Source organism: Pseudomonas fragi, assembly GCF_900105835.1.
In the GTDB taxonomy this organism is placed as follows: domain Bacteria; phylum Pseudomonadota; class Gammaproteobacteria; order Pseudomonadales; family Pseudomonadaceae; genus Aquipseudomonas; species Aquipseudomonas fragi.
In genome coordinates this window covers 128615-147655 of the sequence record NZ_LT629783.1, presented here as the reverse complement: position 1 = coordinate 147655, position 19041 = coordinate 128615, and the positions used below count along the sequence as shown (strand labels likewise).

The 19041-nt window shown below is 58.6% G+C and carries 13 protein-coding genes; 6 read left to right on the top strand and 7 right to left on the bottom strand.

The features are described from left to right. Positions 1–229 precede the first annotated feature (229 nt). Positions 230–1651: a cytochrome c oxidase accessory protein CcoG gene (gene ccoG, locus BLU25_RS00720; RefSeq protein WP_016780436.1), complete on the top strand. Its 1422-nt coding sequence runs from the start codon at positions 230–232 to the stop codon at positions 1649–1651. Between the two features lie 148 nt (positions 1652–1799). Continuing rightward, positions 1800–3212, top strand: coding sequence for a GntR family transcriptional regulator MpaR (gene mapR / locus BLU25_RS00715; protein ID WP_016780435.1), 1413 nt, complete (start codon positions 1800–1802; stop codon positions 3210–3212). A 182-nt stretch (positions 3213–3394) separates the two neighbouring features. On the opposite strand, the gene BLU25_RS00710 is transcribed toward mapR, so the two are convergent. Further along, entirely contained in the window at positions 3395–3805 is a 411-nt protein-coding gene (locus BLU25_RS00710; RefSeq protein WP_016780434.1) for a PA0061/PA0062 family lipoprotein, read from the bottom strand. Positions 3806–3994: 189 nt separating this feature from the next. On the opposite strand from BLU25_RS00710, the gene BLU25_RS00705 reads away from it, so the two are divergent. From BLU25_RS00705 to BLU25_RS00695, 3 genes are read left to right on the top strand one after another with little or no spacing between them, the layout of a single operon-like run. Continuing rightward, complete coding sequence (locus BLU25_RS00705; RefSeq protein WP_016780433.1) at positions 3995–7216, top strand: efflux RND transporter permease subunit; 3222 nt, start codon at positions 3995–3997, stop codon at positions 7214–7216. Continuing rightward, complete coding sequence (locus BLU25_RS00700; protein ID WP_016780432.1) at positions 7206–8372, top strand: efflux RND transporter periplasmic adaptor subunit; 1167 nt, start codon at positions 7206–7208, stop codon at positions 8370–8372. Before BLU25_RS00705 ends, BLU25_RS00700 begins: the two co-directional genes overlap by 11 nt. Beyond that, complete coding sequence (locus tag BLU25_RS00695) at positions 8356–9783, top strand: efflux transporter outer membrane subunit (protein WP_016780431.1); 1428 nt, start codon at positions 8356–8358, stop codon at positions 9781–9783. The genes BLU25_RS00700 and BLU25_RS00695 overlap by 17 nt, the downstream gene beginning before the upstream one ends. 132 nt (positions 9784–9915) lie before the next feature. Here the strand turns inward: BLU25_RS00695 and BLU25_RS00690 are convergent, their stop codons facing one another. From BLU25_RS00690 to BLU25_RS00665, 6 genes are all read right to left on the bottom strand, one after another. Then, positions 9916–11169 (bottom strand): ATP-grasp domain-containing protein, encoded by a 1254-nt coding sequence (locus tag BLU25_RS00690; protein ID WP_016780430.1) that lies wholly within the window; start codon positions 11167–11169, stop codon positions 9916–9918. After that, the gene (locus BLU25_RS00685; protein ID WP_016780429.1) at positions 11166–12080 is read right to left on the bottom strand and encodes a DMT family transporter; all 915 of its coding nucleotides are present in this window, start codon (positions 12078–12080) and stop codon (positions 11166–11168) included. Before BLU25_RS00685 ends, BLU25_RS00690 begins: the two co-directional genes overlap by 4 nt. Positions 12081–12148: 68 nt before the next feature. Further along, complete coding sequence (locus BLU25_RS00680) at positions 12149–12712, bottom strand: adenine phosphoribosyltransferase (protein ID WP_016780428.1); 564 nt, start codon at positions 12710–12712, stop codon at positions 12149–12151. A gap of 229 nt (positions 12713–12941) precedes the next feature. Continuing rightward, on the bottom strand, positions 12942–13661 hold the full coding sequence (locus BLU25_RS00675; protein ID WP_197676917.1) for a cysteine synthase family protein: 720 nt from the start codon (positions 13659–13661) through the stop codon (positions 12942–12944). Positions 13662–14202: 541 nt separating this feature from the next. Then, the gene (locus BLU25_RS00670) at positions 14203–15474 is read right to left on the bottom strand and encodes a Zn-dependent hydrolase (protein WP_016780427.1); all 1272 of its coding nucleotides are present in this window, start codon (positions 15472–15474) and stop codon (positions 14203–14205) included. Between the two features lie 36 nt (positions 15475–15510). Further along, entirely contained in the window at positions 15511–16998 is a 1488-nt protein-coding gene (locus BLU25_RS00665; protein ID WP_016780426.1) for an NCS1 family nucleobase:cation symporter-1, read from the bottom strand. Positions 16999–17595: 597 nt separating this feature from the next. Here BLU25_RS00665 and hydA point away from each other — a divergent pair. Continuing rightward, positions 17596–19035, top strand: coding sequence for a dihydropyrimidinase (gene hydA, locus BLU25_RS00660; protein ID WP_029611352.1), 1440 nt, complete (start codon positions 17596–17598; stop codon positions 19033–19035). Positions 19036–19041: the final 6 nt, after the last annotated feature.

The following is a 19041-nucleotide window of genomic DNA, read 5'->3' as shown; positions in this document are numbered from 1 at the left end:
AGGGTGATTCGCTGATTTGCTTGACCCCGATCACCCTCTGTTCCACAGAACTGCGTTAAAGGCGCGCAAAGCCTGTAAAACCGGGGCACAGCCCCGGATGCAGCAGATTGTCGCAGGCCGTCGCCAGAGCGCATCTGATCCGGTTTTAAATCAAATACCTGAGCCTGTTCTGCAAACAGTTCGCTGGGCATAGTGCTCATGCCTGATGGAGGCTGATGAGCGAAAGACCATGAGCGAACAAATTCCCGTCCAGATACTTGAATCATTTGAGGCTCCCCGACCAAGGGCCGCAAAAATCAAAAACAAGTCCAGCGACAACCTGATTCACACCCGCAGTTTCACCGGCCTGTTCCGCACCCTGCGGATCCTGGGCGCAGGCCTGTTGTTTTTGCTGTTCTTTGGCACGGTCTGGCTGAATTGGGACGGCCGCCAGGCGGTCCTTTGGGATTTATCTGAAAGCAAATTCCATATCTTCGGCGCAACCTTCTGGCCGCAGGACTTTATCCTGCTCTCGGCACTGCTAATCATTGCCGCCTTCGGCCTGTTTGCGATCACGGTATTTGCCGGCCGGGTGTGGTGTGGCTACACCTGCCCGCAAAGCACCTGGACTTGGCTGTTTATGTGGTGCGAAAAGATCACCGAAGGTGACAGAAACCAGCGCATAAAACTGCAAGCCGCACCCTGGCGCCTGAACAAGATCTTGCGCCGTACGGCCAAGCACTCGCTGTGGCTGGCCATCAGCGTGATTACCGCGCTGACCTTCGTCGGCTACTTCACGCCGGTACGGCCGTTGGCCATTGAATTGCTGACCCTGGAAATCGCCGGTATCAGCCTGTTCTGGATGCTGTTTTTCACCGGTGCCACCTATCTCAGCGCCGGCTGGCTGCGCGAGGCGGTGTGCATGCACATGTGCCCGTATGCACGGTTCCAGAGCGTGATGTTCGACAAGGACACCCTGGCCATTTCCTATGACGTGGCCCGCGGTGAAAACCGTGGCCCGCGCAAGCGCGGGGTGGAGCCCAAGCAGGCCGGGCTGGGGGATTGCATCGATTGCCATATGTGCGTGCAGGTCTGCCCCACCGGCATCGATATCCGCGATGGCCTGCAAATGGAATGCATTGGCTGCGCAGCCTGCATCGATGCCTGCGACTCGGTGATGGAAAAAATGGGTTACGCCCCGGGCCTGGTGCGCTACACCTCCGAGCACGAACTGCAAGGCGGCAAGACCCACCTGCTGCGCCCGCGCCTGATCGGCTACGCCGTGGTGCTGGTGGTGATGATCGGCGCGCTGGTGATGGCCCTGAACATGCGTACCATGGTGTCCCTGGACGTGATCAAGGACCGTGGCCTGTTCCGCGAGAACAGTCAGGGCCAGATCGAGAACATCTACAGCCTGAAAATCATCAACAAGACCCAGGAACCGCAGCACTATCGGGTGTCGTTGCAGGACGCCGAGGACTTCCAGTTGCAGGGCAAGACCGAGCTGACCCTGGCCCCCGGCGAGATTGTCGATGTGCCGGTGTCTGTCGCATTGCTGGCCGAGCGCCCGAAAAGCAGCTCGCAGACCCTCGAATTTGTGGTCACCGACACCGATGAACCGAACATCCGCAGCGTGGCCAAAAGCCGTTTCGTTGCACCGCTGAACCGTTAATCTGCAAATATGTTGTGTGTGGGAGCGGGCTTGCTCGCGACAGGATCGCTGCGGTGTGTCAGACCAATAGCGGTGAGGCTATCGCGAGCAAGCCCGCTCCCACACATTTGTACTGCGTGCAACCCAACGCCGGACCGAGCCTTACCCCATGAAACGCTATGAAAAATTCGCCGACGATATTGCCGAACTGATCCGCTCCGGGGTGCTCGGCCCCGGGCAGCGCGTGCCTTCGGTGCGCTATGCCAGCCAGACCTATGGGGTCAGCCCCTCGACGGTGTTCCAGGCCTATTACCTGCTGGAGCGCCGCGGGCTGATCCGGGCCAAGCCGCGCTCGGGCTATTTCGTCAACACCCACACCCCCGGCGCCTTCTGTGAACCGGTGTTCAGCAGCCATGTCACCGAATCCACCCAGGTGGATGTCAGCGCCCTGGTGTTTTCGGTGCTGGACTCCATCAAGGACCCGCACACCGTGCCCTTCGGCTCGGCCTTCCCCAGCCCGATGCTGTTTCCTCTGCAGCGCCTGGCCCGTTCGATGGCCACCGCCAGCCGCGAGATGGACCCGCGCATGGTGGTCACCGACATGTCCCCCGGCAACCCGCAACTGCGCCGGCAAATAGCCCTGCGCTACATGGTCGGCGGGCTGATGCTGCCGATGGAAGAGCTGCTGATCACCAATGGCGCGCTGGAGGCCCTCAACCTGTGCCTGCAGGCCGTCACCGAGCCCGGCGACCTGGTGGCCATCGAAGCCCCGGCGTTCTACGCCTGCCTGCAAGTACTGGAGCGGCTCAAGCTCAAGGCCGTGGAAATCCCGGTGCACCCCCGTGATGGCATCGACCTCGGGGTGCTGGCACAAACCCTGGAGCGCCACCCGATCAAGGCCGTGTGGTGCATGACCAGCTTCCAGAACCCGATTGGCGCGACCATGCCCGAGGCCAAGAAACAAGCGCTGGTCGAGCTGCTGCGCACGCATCAGGTGCCGCTGATAGAGGACGATGTATACGCCGAACTGTATTACGGCCAGCACCCGCCCAAGCCGGCCAAGGCCTTTGATACCGAAGGGCTGGTGATGCATTGCGGCTCGTTTGCCAAAAGCCTGGCACCGGGCTATCGCATTGGCTGGGTGGCGGCGGGCCGTTACGCGCAGAAAATCGAACGGCTGAAACTGATGACCTCGCTGTGCGCCTCCATGCCGGCCCAGGCCGCCATTGCCGATTACCTGCAACACGGCGGCTACGACCGGCACCTGCGCAAGTTGCGCTATGCCCTGGAAGAACAGCAAAGCGCGATGCTGGCGGCCATTGCCCGGTATTTTCCGGCGCAGACACGGGTCAGCCAGCCGTCGGGCGGTTACTTTCTGTGGCTGGAGCTGCCCGAGCAGATGGACTCGCTCAAACTGTTCCAGATGGCGTTGGCGCAAGGGATCAGCATTGCACCGGGGCCGATCTTCTCGGCCACCCAGCGCTTTCGCAACTGCATCCGCCTGAACTATGGCAGCCCGTGGGATGCTTCTTGCGAAAAGGCCATGGAAACATTGGGCAAGATCGTCAAGTCGTTCAGTTGATGCCCACATTCCTGTAGCAGTTGCCGAAGGAACGAGGCTACGTTCGAGATGGTGCGCCACCGCGACGAAGCGCTCGTAAAACCTTCACCCGTGATTTGACTGAAAGACCGAGGTTCAGGCTTTACGACGACTGCGTCGCCGAACGCAGCCTCGTTCCTTCGGCAGCGGCTACAGGGGCAATCTCACCCCGGCATACAGGTGAAGTCCGCCGTGTGCGCCACTTCCTTGCCGTGGCCATCCACCAGCCTTGCGCTGATCTCAGGCCCCAGGCTCGACTCGATCAGTTGGTAGCGCTCGCCGGCCTTGAATCCGGTGTAGTTGACCTTACCCTGGCAATCCACCTGGTTTTCATCGCCCGTGGCCCCTTCAAACAAGGTCACGTCAAGGCGGTGGGCACCGGGAGTGACTTCGAAGTAGCGGCCATCGTTGATGTTTTTGCCATCCACGCGTTCGGCCATCAGGTCACTGTTGCCCTCTTCTTTAAGACCGATCCACGCCTCGCCCGGGTCTTGCTTGGGCACCGGCCCGGCACAGGCCGACAGCAAGAGCACCAGGCCCAGGGAGGGAATCAGCAACAGCGGTTTAAGGTTCATCGCAGGCGTGCCTCGAAACAATGGAGTAGGCCTCAAGCTTGCAGCGCCCCGCGCCTTGCGCCAAATGAATGAAAGTGAAGGGAAATTCAGCCCGTTACTAAAGGAACCTTCACGTTGCTGAAAGCGGATCGTTAGGTTTGAGCGGTGAGACTGCCGAGGTTTGCAATTCCACTCCCCGGAGGTCCAGGCATGCTCGGGCTGGTAAAGACCGCACTGCACAAGCCCTACACGTTTATCGTGCTGGCGATTTTCATCTGCATCATCGGGCCGCTGGCGGCTGTTCGCACCCCCACGGATGTGTTCCCCGATATCGGCATTCCGGTGGTGGCCGTGGTGTGGCAATACACCGGGCTGGCCCCGGCGGATATGGCGGGCCGGGTGATCTACACCTACGAGCGCTCGCTCAGTACCACGGTCAACGACATCGAACATATCGAGTCGCAGTCACTGCCCGGCATGGGCATCGTGAAAATTTTCTTCCAGCCCGGGGTCGATATTCGTACCGCCAATGCGCAAGTGACGGCCGTGTCACAAACCGTACTCAAGCAAATGCCGCCGGGTATTACCCCACCGCTGATCCTCAATTACAGCGCCTCGACCGTACCGATCCTGCAACTGGCGTTCTCCAGCCCTACCTTGTCGGAAGCGAAAATCCGCGACCTGGTGCAGAACAATATCCGCCTGCCCCTGAGTGCCCTGCCCGGCTTGGCCATGCCCACCCCCATGGGCGGCAAGCAACGCCAGATCACCCTCGACCTCGACCCCCAGGCGCTGGCGGCCAAAGGCCTGTCGGCACAGGACGTGGGCAATGCCCTGGCGGCGCAGAACCAGATCATCCCGGTGGGCACCGCCAAGCTCGGTACCTATGAGTACACGGTGCTGCTCAACAACAGCCCCAAGGCCATCGACGAACTCAATGACCTGCCGATCAAGACCGTCGATGGCGCGCTGATCACCATCGGCCAGGTGGCCCATGTGCGTGATGGCTCGCCGCCGCAAACCAATATCGTGCGGGTCGACGGCCACCGGGCGGTGCTGATGCCGGCGCTGAAAAACGGCAATATCTCGACGCTGTCCATTGTCGACGGCATTCGCGGGATGCTGCCGCGCATCAACGAAACCCTGCCGCCCTCCCTGAAAACTTCGTTGCTGGGCGACGCCTCGGTGTTCGTCAAGCAATCGGTGGGCAGTGTGGCCCAGGAAGGCATCATTGCCGCCCTGCTGACCAGCGCCATGATCCTGCTGTTCCTCGGTAGCTGGCGTTCAACCCTGATTATTGCCGTGTCGATCCCCCTGGCCGTGCTGTCTGCGATCGCACTGCTGGCCCTGAGCGGGCAAACCCTCAATGTCATGACCCTCGGCGGGCTGGCGCTGGCGGTGGGGATTCTGGTGGACGATGCCACCGTCACCATCGAAAACATCAATTGGCACCTTGAGCAGGGCAAGTCGGTGCGCGACGCGATCCTCGACGGTGCCAAGCAGATCGTCGGCCCGGCCTTCGTGTCGCTGCTGTGTATCTGCATCGTGTTTGTGCCGATGTTCATGTTGCAAGGCATTGCCGGCTACCTGTTCCGCCCGATGGCGCTGTCAGTGATTTTCGCCATGGGCAGCTCGTTTATTCTGTCGCGCACCCTGGTGCCGACCCTGGCGCTGTTTCTGCTCAAGCCACATGTGCCGGAGCAAGGTGCTGGGCATCACCCGGAAGACGGCTACATCAACCATCACGAGGGCGACCAGCACAGCAAGCAGCATTCGGCACCTGTGCGTGCGCTATTGAGCTTTCAAGCCGGTTTCGAGCGGCGTTTCTCGGCGGTGCGCGATGCCTATTACGCCCTGCTGGAGTTGGCCCTGGCCAACCGCAAGCGCTTTTTGCTGGGTTTTATGGCCTGCGTACTGGCCTCCTTTGCCTTGCTGCCAAGCCTGGGCCAGGACTTTTTCCCGGCCACCGATGCCGGGGCCCTGGCCCTACATGTGCGCTTGCCGCTGGGGACGCGCATCGAAGAAAGCGCTGCGGACTTCGACCGCATCGAATCGCGCATTCGTGAAATCATCCCCGCCGACCAGTTGGACACCGTGATCGACAATATCGGCATTCCTCTTAGCGGCATCGATATGGCCTACAGCAGCAGCGGCACAATCGGCCCACAGGACGGCGATATTCAGGTCACCCTCAAGGAAGGCCACAGCCCTACCGCTGACTATGTAAAGCGCCTGCGTGAAGCGCTGCCAGAGAGCTTTCCCGGCAGCCAGTTCGCATTTTTACCGGCGGATATCAGCACCCAGATCCTCAACTTCGGCGCCCCGGCACCGCTGGACGTGAAGATCTCCGGGCATGACGACGAGGCCAACCGCGCCTATGCGCTGGAACTGCAACGGCGCCTGCAACATGTGCCGGGCATTGCCGATCTGCGCATTCAGCAGTCAGTGGGTTACCCGTCGCTGCAGGTCAAGGTCGATCGCCTGCGCGCCAATGGCCTGGGGATTACCGAGCGTGACGTAACCAACAGCATGGTCGCATCGCTGGCAGGCAGTTCCCAAGTGGCGCCGACGTTCTGGCTCAACCCGCAAAACGGTGTGTCCTATGGCGTGGTCGCGGCCACACCGCAATACCGCCTGGACAGCCTGCCGGCGCTGGAAGCGTTGCCGGTAACAGGCAGCAACGGCCAGTCACAAATCCTCGGCGGGCTGGCCACCATCAGCCGCGTAGAAAGCCCGGCCGTGGTCAGCCACTACAACATTCAGCCGACGCTGGACCTGTACGCCAATATTCAGGGCCGCGATCTGGGCTCGGTGGCGGCGGATGTGCAAAAGGTGATTGACGGCGCGGCCGACCTGCGGCCCAAAGGCGCAATCATCAGCCTGCATGGCCAGATCGACGCCCTGCATGAAGCCTTCAGCGGCCTGAGTTTTGGCCTGCTCGGCGCGGTGGTGCTGATCTACCTGCTGATCGTGGTCAACTTCCAGTCCTGGGTCGACCCGTTCGTGATCATCACCGCCCTGCCCGCAGCCCTGGCCGGGATTGTGTGGATGCTGTTCCTCAGCGGCACCTCGCTGTCGGTGCCCGCCCTGACCGGCGCCATCCTGTGCATGGGGGTGGCCACGGCCAACTCGATTCTGGTGGTGAGCTTCTGCCGCGAACGGCTGGCCGAGCATGGCGATGCCCTCAAGGCGGCGCTGGAAGCGGGCTACACACGCTTCAGACCGGTGTGCATGACCGCACTGGCGATGATGATCGGCATGCTCCCGCTGGCCTTGTCAGAAGAACAGAACGCCCCCCTCGGACGCGCCGTTATTGGCGGTCTGATGTTGGCCACCGTTGCCACCCTGCTGTTCGTGCCCGTGGTGTTCAGCCTGGTGCACGGCCGTGAAAAAAATCGCGCTGCTGCTGGAGAAACTTCCCATGTCGTCTAATCAAAAACCTTCGCGCAAGCGCTTGATGTACCTGGGCATCGGTGGCCTGACCCTGGCGGCGTTGCTGGTCGCCAACGGCCTGGCCGCGCGCAGTCGCCACGAACAGGCGGTGAGCCAATGGACCGAAGCGGCCGCACTGCCGATTGTCAGCGTGTTCCAGCCCCTGCAGAACGCCCACGGCGACACCCTGCGCCTGCCCGCGCACCTGGAAGCCTGGAGCAAGGCGCCGATCCATGCCCGGGTCAACGGCTACCTGCAAAGCTGGCAGACCGATATCGGCAGCAAGGTCAAGGCCGGGCAAATTCTGGCAGTGATCGACAGTCCCGATCTGGATCAGCAACTGGCCCAGACCCGCGCGCACATGCGCCAGGAGCAGGCCAACGCCCGGCTGGCGGCCACCACGGCCACGCGCTGGCAAAACCTGCTGGCCAGCCACTCGGTATCGCGCCAGGAGGCCGACGAAAAACTGTCCAATGAAGCCGCCGCCAGGGCCAATGCCCAGGCTGCCGAAGCTGATTACGCACGCCTGTCGACGCTGGAAGCCTACAAGACCATTCGCGCGCCGTTCGCCGGCACCATCACCGCGCGCCACACCGATATTGGCCAGTTGATCAAGGCCGACACCGACAGCGATACCGAGCTGTTCGATATCGCCGACACCCACCAGCTGCGCCTGTATGTGCCGGTGCCGCAGAACTACGCCAGCGTGATCCGCCCCGGCATGCAGGTGCAGCTCAACGTACCGGAACATCCGGGGCAGACGTTCAACGCAACACTGATCGGCAACTCAACCGCGATTGATCAGCGTTCCGGCACCCTGATGGCCCAGTTTGTCGCGCAAAACCCCGGCGACGCGCTGATGCCCGGCGACTATGCCGAGGCGGTGCTGTCGATCCCGGCCGATACCCACGGCGTCAGCATCCCGGCCAGCGCGTTGATCTTCCGCGCCCAGGGCACCCAGGTGGCGGTGCTCGACAGCGCCCGGCATGTGCACTTGCAAACCATCCATATCGGCCTTGACCTGGGTGAGCGACTGGTGATCGACCAGGGCCTCAAGGCGGCCGACACGGTCATCGACAACCCGCCTGACGCCTTGCGTGAAGGTGATTCGGTGAAACTGGCCGACGCAGGAGCCCCCCATGCAGCCAAGGCTTAAACGCAGCGCCCTGTTACTGGCCCTGGCGTTGCAGGGCTGTTCGCTGGCACCGACCTACAAGACCCCCGACCTGCAACTGCCCGAGCACTACCGCGAGCAAAGCAGCGACGGACCGTGGCACAGCGCGCAACCGGCCGACCAGCTGTCACCGCAGTGGTGGCGGGTGTATCAGGACGAACGCCTGAACAGCCTGCAACAGCAGTTGCTCAAGGCCAACCCGGATCTGGCCGCGGCGCTGGCACACTTTGATGCGGCGCAGGCCTATGCCAGCCAGTTGCACGCCGGGCTCTTTCCACAAGTTAGCGCCAGTGGTCAGCCGCTGCGCCAGCGCCAATCAGACAACCGACCGTTGCGCGGCAGTACTCAACCTTCCGTCTACAACAGCAATACGGCGGGGGTTGCGCTGAATTTCGACCTCGACCTGTGGGGCAAAATCCGCAATCAAGTGGCGGCAGGTGATGCCCAGGCCCAGGCCTCGGCGGACGATCTGGCCGTGGCGCGCCTTAGCCTGCAACACCAATTGGCCAGCCTGTATGTGCAAGTTGACGGGCTGGATGCCCAGCAGCAGATCCTGTCCCGCTCGCTGGATGATTACGGCCAGGCCCTGGCATTGACCCGCTCGCGCTATGAAGGGCAAATCGCCTCCGAACTTGACCTGACCCGCGCCCAGAGCCAACTGGCTGAAGCCGAGGCGCAACTGGACGATGTGCGCGGCCAGCGTAACCTGGCCGAACACGCCATTGGCGAACTGGTGGGCGAGCCCGCCAGCAGCTTCCAGCTGGCGCCAGGCAAGCAGACCCTGGGCCTGCCCGACCCGCCGCGCACCTTGCCCAGCACCCTGCTGCAGCGACGCCCCGACATTGCCGCAGCCGAACGCCGGGTATTTGCCGCCAACGCCGGGATCGGCGTGGCGAAAGCGGCCTGGTACCCGGACTTCAGCCTGACCGGCCTGCTGGGCGGGCAAACCCAGGGCAGCGGCAACTTGCTGTCTGCCGGTAATCGGTTCTGGGCGTTGGGGCCGTTGGTCAACCTGCCGATTTTTGACGGTGGCAGGCTGGATGCTCAGGAGCGCCAGGCCAGGGCTGAATTTGCAGAAGCCTCGGCCCACTACCGCAGCCAGGTGTTGCACGCGGTGCGCGAAGTTGAAGATAACCTGGGCCAGCTGCGCGACCTGCAACAGCAAAGCCTCGACGAACAGGCCGCGGCCAACGCGGCCGAACACACCCGGGCCATTGCCACCCACAGCTACGAAGCGGGCGCGGTGAGTTACCTGGACGTCGTCACCGCCCAGACCGCCGCCCTGCAGGCGCAGCGCCAGGTACAAGCCCTGCGCACCCGGCAGTTGCAGGCCAGCGTAGGGTTATTGACGGCCCTAGGGGGTGGTTGGGATCAGTCAGTACAAAACCTGTAGCCGCTGCCGCAGGCTGCGAAAAGGGCCGCAGACCCTACGCCTTGGGTCAAAGCGACACTGCGGCCTGACAGGCAAATCGCGGGGTTGCCCACGCGGGCAAGCCCGGCTCCCACATGGGTTGGACCGTGTGTTTTATTGGCTCTCTTGCAGGTAGATTCCGGCTGCTTCCATTTCACGGATACGCGCGTAATCCGCTTCAATTTGCGCAAGATCGTCATGAATCAGATACACCGTTCCGGGCTGGCTGAACACATCCCGGGTCGGCGCAATACGCTGCCCATTTTTAACGTAGAACACCACCTCGAAAAATGACGCCAGCGTGCGCAGTTGCTGCACAAATGCCTCGTCGCAGAAAACACCTTCAGTGCAATTGATCAGGCACACGTTGTAAGTGTGCTTGAACAGGGCGTAGTCCTGATTGCTCGCCAATAGTTGCTCAAATTCAAGGGGCCGGGTAATGGACAGTGCACATGCATCGATCTGCCCCAGGCCGGTGGTCAGCGCCGAGACACCGGGCCTGAGAATCCCGTCGGTACGCGCTGCAATTTCCACCAGTTTTGGCCCGTCCTCGGTGTACATGACCTCGGCATGGCTGGGGCCGTTGCGGATACCCAGGCACGTCACCACCTCGCGGGTGTAAGCCACCAACTCAGCATAGGGCGCGTCGGTGCAAGCAAGCAGTTGATCAATGTCATATACGATGCTGCCGGTTTCCAGCACACGCTTGGTGTATTTCACCACCTCTGTGACCAACGGATGCCCATGCAAGGACACCATGTTGACGACATACTCAGTACCCGCCAAATACTCCTGAAACAGCACCTGGCTGTTGTCGAGATTCAATTTGTTGCGCGTACCCATCAGCGCTTTGAATGCACCCTTGCACGCTGCCAGATCGCGGCAAATATAAACGCCGTCCGCCCCTGCGCTTTCCAGAGGTTTTACGACGACCGGATATTTGCCATGGGCAGCCACCCACATTTTGCCGTCGCGCCATGTATCAACTGCGCACTGGGCCGGGGCGGGTAAGCCGGCTTCGGTAATGCACTGGATCATCTGGTATTTGTTTCTGAGCGCCAGGCTCCGGGAAAAAACATTGGCGTAATCCAGCCCCAACTGTTCATTCAACACATCGGCTAACAGCACCCCGCTTTCGGCACCCGCAATAATAATATCGGGATCGAAATGCGTAAGTTCCAACAACGTGCACGTTGTCTGCGTGTGAACGATGGACCGTTCATAAATAGCCGAATCAAACCCGACGTAGTAATAGCCATCGATATCAGGACTGGAGGCAATATGAAATAGAACGCAACCGTCTTCATGTAACTTTTTCGCCAAGAATTTGCCCGATGAAAAACCGTCCACCACGACGACCCTGATCATTTTGCACCTCGCCTATTGGATATGGCCAGCCAGGCCAGCAGAACAACAATAAGACCGACCGCCAGAATACTTGGTATTGAAAACGCCACCCGCGAATCGAGGTATTGAAGTACCAAAGTGAAAACCGGCAGGGTCAGCAATATAAATGACACCGCTATAGGACTGAGATGAAAGATCGTTTTTTGAATCAGGTAAACAGGCAGTAGATGCCCGACCACAACCAGCACTGACAGCGGCAAGACCCACTGGGTGGCGAGACTGAATGAAGCGTCACCGAAGCGGATGAACAAACTGCATATCACGACCATCAGTATGTTCCTGACAGCCAGGATCTCGTAAGTTTTCCAGTGGCAAGCAAACATCTTTTTGGAAATAATCGTATAAAGCACTGTACCCAACGCGCACAGCACCACACTGACAATACCGATAAGTCTTTGCTCGACAGATGTTGACGAAATACCACTGACCCCCACAAAAGATTGAAAAAGCATCATGGCAACTGATAGCAATACCAGGCCTGCAATCAGGGTTTCCATGGCGTTGGCCTTGCCGGCGCCTTTTACAAAGCTCGACACCAGTAACGTCAAGGCCGGGCCGCAGGCCACCGAAGCAACTCCCACTACGGCCGGCTCGAGAAAGCGCAAGGCATAAAACAGCCCGCCCCAATTCAATAAAACCGAAACATTGATCCACGCCACCAGCGACCAGTCTTGCTGAAATTTGCTTGTCAACGCGTGCTTGCCCACCCAGAGGCCATACATGAAAAACAGGGCGGTAGACGATACAAAGCAATAGAAAATGACCACCGCAGTATTGAGCGTCTGCGTCATAAACGCCACATAAACATCAAAGGCGGCGCTGATAAAACAGAACAACAACCCTAAAACAACACCCAAGTTCTCAGGACTCATAGGCAACCCTTTTTAGTTCTCACCCCACAACACTGCAAGACCTCAACACACCACAAAACCTCTCCCGCTCAGTCCAACACTGAGACTTTATCTTCGGACAGAGCAATCCTGACCAGCGTTTTAACTGCAATGCCCGTTTTTTCAAAAACATGCTTTTTGCCTTTATTTTGCACTTTCTCAATTGCGCACACTACATCAACCACGTCAGCGCCACTTTTCCGAACAGCCTCCACCAATGAAATAATCGCGCCTCCCGTGCTAAGCGTATCATCCACAATAATCACTCTATCACCCGCGACAACACCATTTAGATAAAGCTGCCCTTGATAATATTCCGACTCAAAATCCACACAGACCTCATTCACTTCATCAAGGCTGTAGCTGTACCACCTAGCAATAGCCATCGGAATACCCGTCAATATGGAAACTGCTGTTGCCAGCGGCGCCCCCTTATCCTCTTCTGTCACAATTTTATCAACATGCCAGTCCATAACTTCGATAACACCACGGGCGGCTTCAAGGAGCACCTCAGGTCTCAAAGCTGGCAACTGATCCGTAAATTCATTTACTGTGATCCGTGTCGCACCCATATTTACTATTTTAGCGCTCTCGTACACTTCTTTAAGCAGCATCACTTGACCTCCGTATATTCCGGATAAATGCCATCCCAACGGCTTTCGTACTTCCATGCACTGTCAAAAAAAAGCGTAAGGATATTTAAACCACTTTCCATGCTCGCAATTTGCTCACAGACTAACAAGTTTGCGCCGCACGTTGGCCCTATAGCATACTCATCCTCAGATACAAACAACCTCATCCTATCCCAAGCTGCATCGCCCTTTACAACTACAACTTCGTCGATCAAATCAGGCCGGGTATTAACCGACAACACACCCGCTCCCAACCCCATGAGATTGTGAGGGCAATGCTTGAACTCCCCCCCTGTCTTGCGGCATACAGCGGAGCTGAACTTTCCACTTCAATACCGACGGTTCGAATATTTTTATATTGCTGCTTCAGCACTTCAGAAATACCCGAGAACGTTCCTCCTGTACCGAGGGCACACACAAAATAGTCAGGCACCACACCGTAATCACGAAGCGCTTCTACAATTTCATTCCCACATGCATGCCACGCCAATTTGTTAAGCAGCGTACTCGACTGATCTAAAAAATAGACCTTATGAGAATCATTATCTTTAATATACTCCTTGGCAGCATCGACAGCTCCTGCCAAAAAGCTCTCTTTCGGCGTTTCAATCACATGTGCTCCATAAGACCTTATTTGGTCTTTGCGCTCTTGCGTCATACCTTCAGGCATGAATATTTTTATGGAGTAACCTTTTTCCTTGCCAATCCACGCAAGCGCCGCTCCACCATTACCGGTCGAACAATCAACCAGCGTCATGCCTTTATGAATAACACCTTCGCGCTCTAGCGAGGTAATAATATTCAAATAAGTTCGATCCTTATGACTGCCGGAGGGATTCATAAACTCGCATTTCGAAAACATACGCCCCCCATTACGAGCAAGCCTCTTCAATTCGACTAACGACGTATTCCCAATATCATCCAGACTCACAACAACCTCCACATCACAAAACTCGACACTTACAAGACAAAGCAGAACAAACACTTAAAAAGCCACGAAGCAAACAATAAACCCGTACAAATCTATTTTTCAAACAATTATATATGGATATTTCCTACACAAGCCTACAGACATACCTTAAGACAGCTCTAAGCCATTGTTAACTCACCAAGTTTCAATACAGACCATTCAGACATATCTCACATAATGAAATAAACAGAAATACATATCCACTTCATGGGAGTTCGAACCAATAAAGTGGCTAACACGGGATCTGCTGCCGGACACGGATTCCTTGTAGCAACTGACGAGCGGAGCGAGGCTGCGTCAGCGACTACAAGATCCAAAGGAAACTGCAACTGTGGGAGCGAGCAGGGAGGATTGACCGGCAACAGAATATCTACAGGTGGGAGCGTGCTTCAGATGCGAATCCTGTAGCCGCTGCCGCAGGCTGCGAAAAGGGCCGCAGGCCCTTCGCTTCAGGTCAAAGCACAGGGTCGCGGCGCAACCCGTCGCAGCCTCGCTGTGCTCCTCAGCGGCTACACACCGTTTTCGAAGCCGCCAACATCGCCTTGAGCAGCACGGCACACCCCGCCGCGAGATCCTTGGGATCGGCGTTTTCGATTTCGTTGTGGCTGATGCCACCTTCGCACGGCACAAATATCATGCCCGCCGGGCCCAACTCGGCCAGGAAGATGGCGTCATGCCCTGCCCCGCTAACGATATCCATGTTCGACAAGCCCAGTTCATTGGCCGCATCGCGTACCGCGCTGACGCAATCAGGGTTGAAGTACAAAGGCGGAAAATCCGCCGTGGGCGTCAGTTCAAAACTCAGGCCATGCTCTTTGCAGGTGGCCTCGATGACCCCGCGCACCTGTTCGATCATCGAGTCCAGGCGCTCGGGCAGCAAATGCCGGAAATCCAGGGTCATGCGCACTTCTCCAGGGATCACGTTGCGCGAACCCGGGTAGGCTTGCAGGCAACCCACGGTGCCGCAGGCATGGGGCTGGTGGCCGAGGGCAGCCTGGTTGACGGCAGCCACCACGGCCGCCGCGCCCACCAGGGCGTCCTTGCGCAGATGCATGGGCGTCGGCCCGGCATGGGCTTCGACGCCGCGCAAGTTGAGGTCGAACCATTTCTGCCCCAGGGCACCCAGCACCACACCGATGGTCTTGCGCTCGTCTTCGAGGATCGGCCCTTGCTCGATATGGGCTTCAAAGTACGCCCCCACCGGATGCCCGCTGACCTTGCGGCTGCCGGCATAGCCGATCGCATCCAGGGCTTCACCCACGGTTACGCCCTGGGCATCGGTTTTGGCCAGGGTTTCTTCGAGGGTGAATTTTTCTGCAAACACCCCGGAGCCCATCATGCACGGCGCAAATCGCGAGCCCTCTTCGTTGGTCCACACCACCACTTCCAGCGGCGCCTCGGTCTCGATGTTGAGGTCGTTGAGGGTACGCAGCACTTCAACCCCGGCGAGCACGCCGAAGCAGCCATCAAACTTGCCGCCCGTGGGCTGGGTGTCGATATGACTACCGGTCATCACCGGTGGCAACTCGGGGTTGCGCCCGGCGCGGCGGGCAAAGATATTGCCCACGGCATCCACGCTGACGGTGCAGCCCGCCTCTTCGCACCAGCGCACGAAAATATCCCGGGCCTGACGGTCGAGGTCGGTCAGGGCCAGGCGGCACACGCCGCCTTTGACCGTGGCGCCAAGCTGGGCCAGTTCCATCAGCGAGGCCCACAGGCGCTCGCCGTTGATCGATTGCGGGCGTTGCTGTTGCAGCTCTTGTGCAGCGTTCATGGTGTTTTCCTCAGGCATTTTTTATAGGAGTCGGCTTCAAACCGAGCCTTCGACGGTCTCGACCTGCTGGCTGCCCAGACGGTGCAGCGCGTAGTAAATCCCGGCCCCGAGCAACGACCCGGTAAACCAGCCGAAATCGTAGAACCAGCTAAAAGCGTTGCTGCCCAGTGACAGCAGGGTCAGCACCACAGGTACGCCAAAAGCGATAAAACCGTTCCAGTGCCAGGCCGGATACACGCCGTCGCGGTACAGCCCGGCGAGGTCGAGTTTTTGCTGACGAATGATGAAATAGTCGACCACCATGATCCCGGCAATCGGGCCCAGCAGGCTGGAATAACCCAGCAGCCAGTTGGAATACACCGTCTCCAGGCTCACGTCCGAGACCAGCAGGCCGAGTTTTTTCAGCAGTTCATGGGCCATCAGCGCCAGCCCCACCAGGCCGGTCAATATCACCGCCGTGGTGCGGTTGATCAGCTTGGGGGCGATGTTCTGGAAGTCATTGGTGGGCGATACGATATTGGCCGCGGTGTTGGTCGACAGCGTGGCAATGATGATCAATGCCATCGCCAGTGCCACCCAACCCGGGCTCTGGATATGACCGATCAGGCTGACCGGGTCGGACACGGTAACGCCGACCAGTTTTTCCGACGCGGCGGTCATCACCACACCCAGGGCGGCAAACAGGAACATGGTCAGCGGCAGGCCAAAAATCTGCCCCAGGATCTGGTCTTTCTGGCTTTTGGCGTAGCGGCTGAAGTCCGGGATGTTCAGGGACAAGGTGGCCCAGAACCCCACCATCGCGGTCAGGCCGGCAAAGAAGTAACCATACACACTGGCGCCTTCCGGGCGTTTGGGTGGCTGGGCCAGCAGTTCGGTCATCGACACGTTGGGCAACGCCCACACCAGCAGGCCCAGACCGACCAGCACCAGCAGCGGTGCCGACAGGGTTTCCAGCCACTTGATCGACTCGGCGCCGCGCAACACCACCCACAGGTTGAGCGCCCAGAAAATCATGAAGCCGATCACTTCACCGGTACCCCCCAGGCTTTTCCAGCCCTCGAACACCGAGCCCAGAAACAGGTGAATGGCCAGGCCACCGAACAGCGTCTGGATCCCGAACCAACCACACGCCACCAGGGCGCGGATCAGGCACGGTACGTTGGAGCCGATAATGCCGAAGGAAGAGCGCAGCAACACCGGAAAGGGAATGCCGTATTTGGTGCCCGCAAAAGCGTTGAGGGTGAGTGGGATCAATACCACGATATTGGCCAGCAAAATTGCCAGCAGTGCCTCGCCGACTGACAGCCCGAAGTAAGCCGTGAGCACCCCGCCCAGGGTGTAGGTGGGCACGCAAATGGACATACCGACCCACAGGGCGGTGATATGCCATTTGTTCCAGGTGCGTTCGTGCACCTGGGTGGGGGCGATGTCTGGGTTATAGCGGGGGCTGTCGAGGACTTCAGGCCCGGCGTCCAATTCGTACAAGCCGTTACGTTCGGTGACTTTTGATCTGCTCGGTTGCATGTTCGATCACTCTCTTATTTGTGCTGTCAGGCCCTGCACATGGATACAGAGCGTTTCCCTTGCCTGGATACTCACTTGTCTGCATCGGCCCGCGCGGTCATGACAGCGACAATCAAGAACTGTGCCGTGTTAGTTGCACCTTCCCCGCACACTGGCTTTTATCACTTGCAACTCTCTGGTTTAAAACTGTTTTAACCTCGCATTCAAATGACTCTCATTCCTGTTTGCCCCTGGTGTTGTTTTTTTGATATCGCCAAATGAAACAACTCGGTGCGTGCTTATTTAATTTATCGATTCATCCCCTTCGCCCTGCGCACTCAAGCGCCTGATTTCGCATAAGAAACTTCGCTTATATTTGATTCCTGTCAAGTGCGTCAAAATGGTGATTGCGTGCATCATTTTGGTGATTTGTTTTAAAAACATATATAGATCAATCAGTTAACTCAAACGTACATCTTAAAAAATAAAGTTTGATCATTTTCAAACAACCCTCTAGATTTTATTCCTGTCACCAGTGGCAGGAATGCAAACTCCCCACTAATTTTAATAACAACACTTAGAGCCGGCTCAAGCCGGTCAGCCTGCGAGGAACTCCGTATGTCGCTGTTAATCCGTGGCGCTACGCTTGTGACCCATGATGAAAGTTATTGTGCGGATGTTTATTGTGCTGACGGTCTAGTCCGCGCAATTGGTACTGATCTTGATGTTCCTGCAGACTGCGAAGTGCTCGATGGCAGCGGCCAGTATTTGATACCGGGTGGTATTGACCCCCACACTCACATGCAATTGCCATTTATGGGCACCGTCGCCAGCGAAGACTTTTTCAGTGGCACCGCAGCCGGTCTGGCCGGCGGTACTACATCGATTATCGACTTTGTCATTCCCAACCCGCAGCAGTCCCTGCTGGAGGCTTTTCATCAGTGGCGCGGCTGGGCCGAAAAGTCGGCAGCCGACTACGGCTTTCATGTCGCCATCACCTGGTGGAGCGAGCAGGTACGCGAAGAGATGGCCGAGCTGGTCAGCCATCACGGCATCAACAGCTTCAAGCACTTCATGGCCTACAAGAACGCGATCATGGCCGCCGACGACACCCTGGTGGCCAGCTTCGAGCGTTGCCTGGAACTGGGCGCGGTCCCCACTGTGCATGCCGAAAACGGCGAACTGGTGTACCACCTGCAACGCAAACTCATGGCCCAGGGCATGACCGGGCCGGAAGCGCACCCGCTGTCGCGCCCTTCCCAGGTGGAAGGCGAAGCTGCCAGCCGGGCGATCCGCATTGCCCAGACCATTGGCACGCCGTTGTATCTGGTGCATGTGTCGACCCGTGAAGCACTCGACGAAATTACCTACGCCCGCAGTCAGGGCCAACCGGTATATGGCGAAGTACTGGCCGGGCATTTGCTGCTGGATGACAGCGTGTACCAGCACCCCGACTGGCAAACGGCGGCCGGTTATGTGATGAGCCCGCCCTTCCGCCCCCGCGGGCATCAGGAAGCCCTGTGGCACGGCCTGCAGTCCGGCAACCTGCACACCACCGCCACCGACCATTGCTGCTTTTGTGCCGAGCAAAAGGCCGCCGGGCGCGATGATTTCAGCAAGATCCCCAACGGCACCGCGGGGATCGAAGACCGCATGGCGCTGTTGTGGGATGAAGGGGTGAATACCGGGCGTTTGTCGATGCAGGAGTTCGTCGCGCTGACCTCCACCAACACCGCGAAGATTTTCAATATCTACCCGCGCAAAGGCACGATCCGGGTAGGAGCCGATGCCGATCTGGTGCTGTGGGACCCTTTGGGCACGCGCACCATTTCCGCCAAGACTCACCACCAGAACGTCGATTTCAATATTTTTGAAGGTAAAACCGTGCGTGGCGTGCCCAGCCATACCATCAGCCAGGGTCGCCTGGTGTGGGTCGATGGCGACCTGCGGGCCGAGCGCGGCGCCGGGCGCTATATCGAACGTGCGGCCTACCCCGCCGTGTTCGACTTGTTGAAAAAACGCGCCGAGCACCAGCAGCCGGTGGCTGTTAAGCGCTGAGCCACA

Excerpts from the sequence above, each read along its gene's own strand:
- BLU25_RS00670 (WP_016780427.1), bottom strand. The coding sequence starts at position 15,474 with ATGAACGCTGCACAAGAGCTGCAACAGCAACGCCCGCAATCGATCAAC.
- ccoG (WP_016780436.1), top strand. The coding sequence starts at position 230 with ATGAGCGAACAAATTCCCGTCCAGATACTTGAATCATTTGAGGCTCCC.
- hydA (WP_029611352.1), top strand. The coding sequence starts at position 17,596 with ATGTCGCTGTTAATCCGTGGCGCTACGCTTGTGACCCATGATGAAAGT.
- BLU25_RS00685 (WP_016780429.1), bottom strand. The coding sequence starts at position 12,080 with ATGAGTCCTGAGAACTTGGGTGTTGTTTTAGGGTTGTTGTTCTGTTTT.
- mapR (WP_016780435.1), top strand. The coding sequence starts at position 1,800 with ATGAAACGCTATGAAAAATTCGCCGACGATATTGCCGAACTGATCCGC.
- BLU25_RS00700 (WP_016780432.1), top strand. The coding sequence starts at position 7,206 with ATGTCGTCTAATCAAAAACCTTCGCGCAAGCGCTTGATGTACCTGGGC.
- BLU25_RS00705 (WP_016780433.1), top strand. The coding sequence starts at position 3,995 with ATGCTCGGGCTGGTAAAGACCGCACTGCACAAGCCCTACACGTTTATC.
- BLU25_RS00690 (WP_016780430.1), bottom strand. The coding sequence starts at position 11,169 with ATGATCAGGGTCGTCGTGGTGGACGGTTTTTCATCGGGCAAATTCTTG.
- BLU25_RS00680 (WP_016780428.1), bottom strand. The coding sequence starts at position 12,712 with ATGCTGCTTAAAGAAGTGTACGAGAGCGCTAAAATAGTAAATATGGGT.
- BLU25_RS00695 (WP_016780431.1), top strand. The coding sequence starts at position 8,356 with ATGCAGCCAAGGCTTAAACGCAGCGCCCTGTTACTGGCCCTGGCGTTG.
- BLU25_RS00665 (WP_016780426.1), bottom strand. The coding sequence starts at position 16,998 with ATGCAACCGAGCAGATCAAAAGTCACCGAACGTAACGGCTTGTACGAA.
- BLU25_RS00710 (WP_016780434.1), bottom strand. The coding sequence starts at position 3,805 with ATGAACCTTAAACCGCTGTTGCTGATTCCCTCCCTGGGCCTGGTGCTC.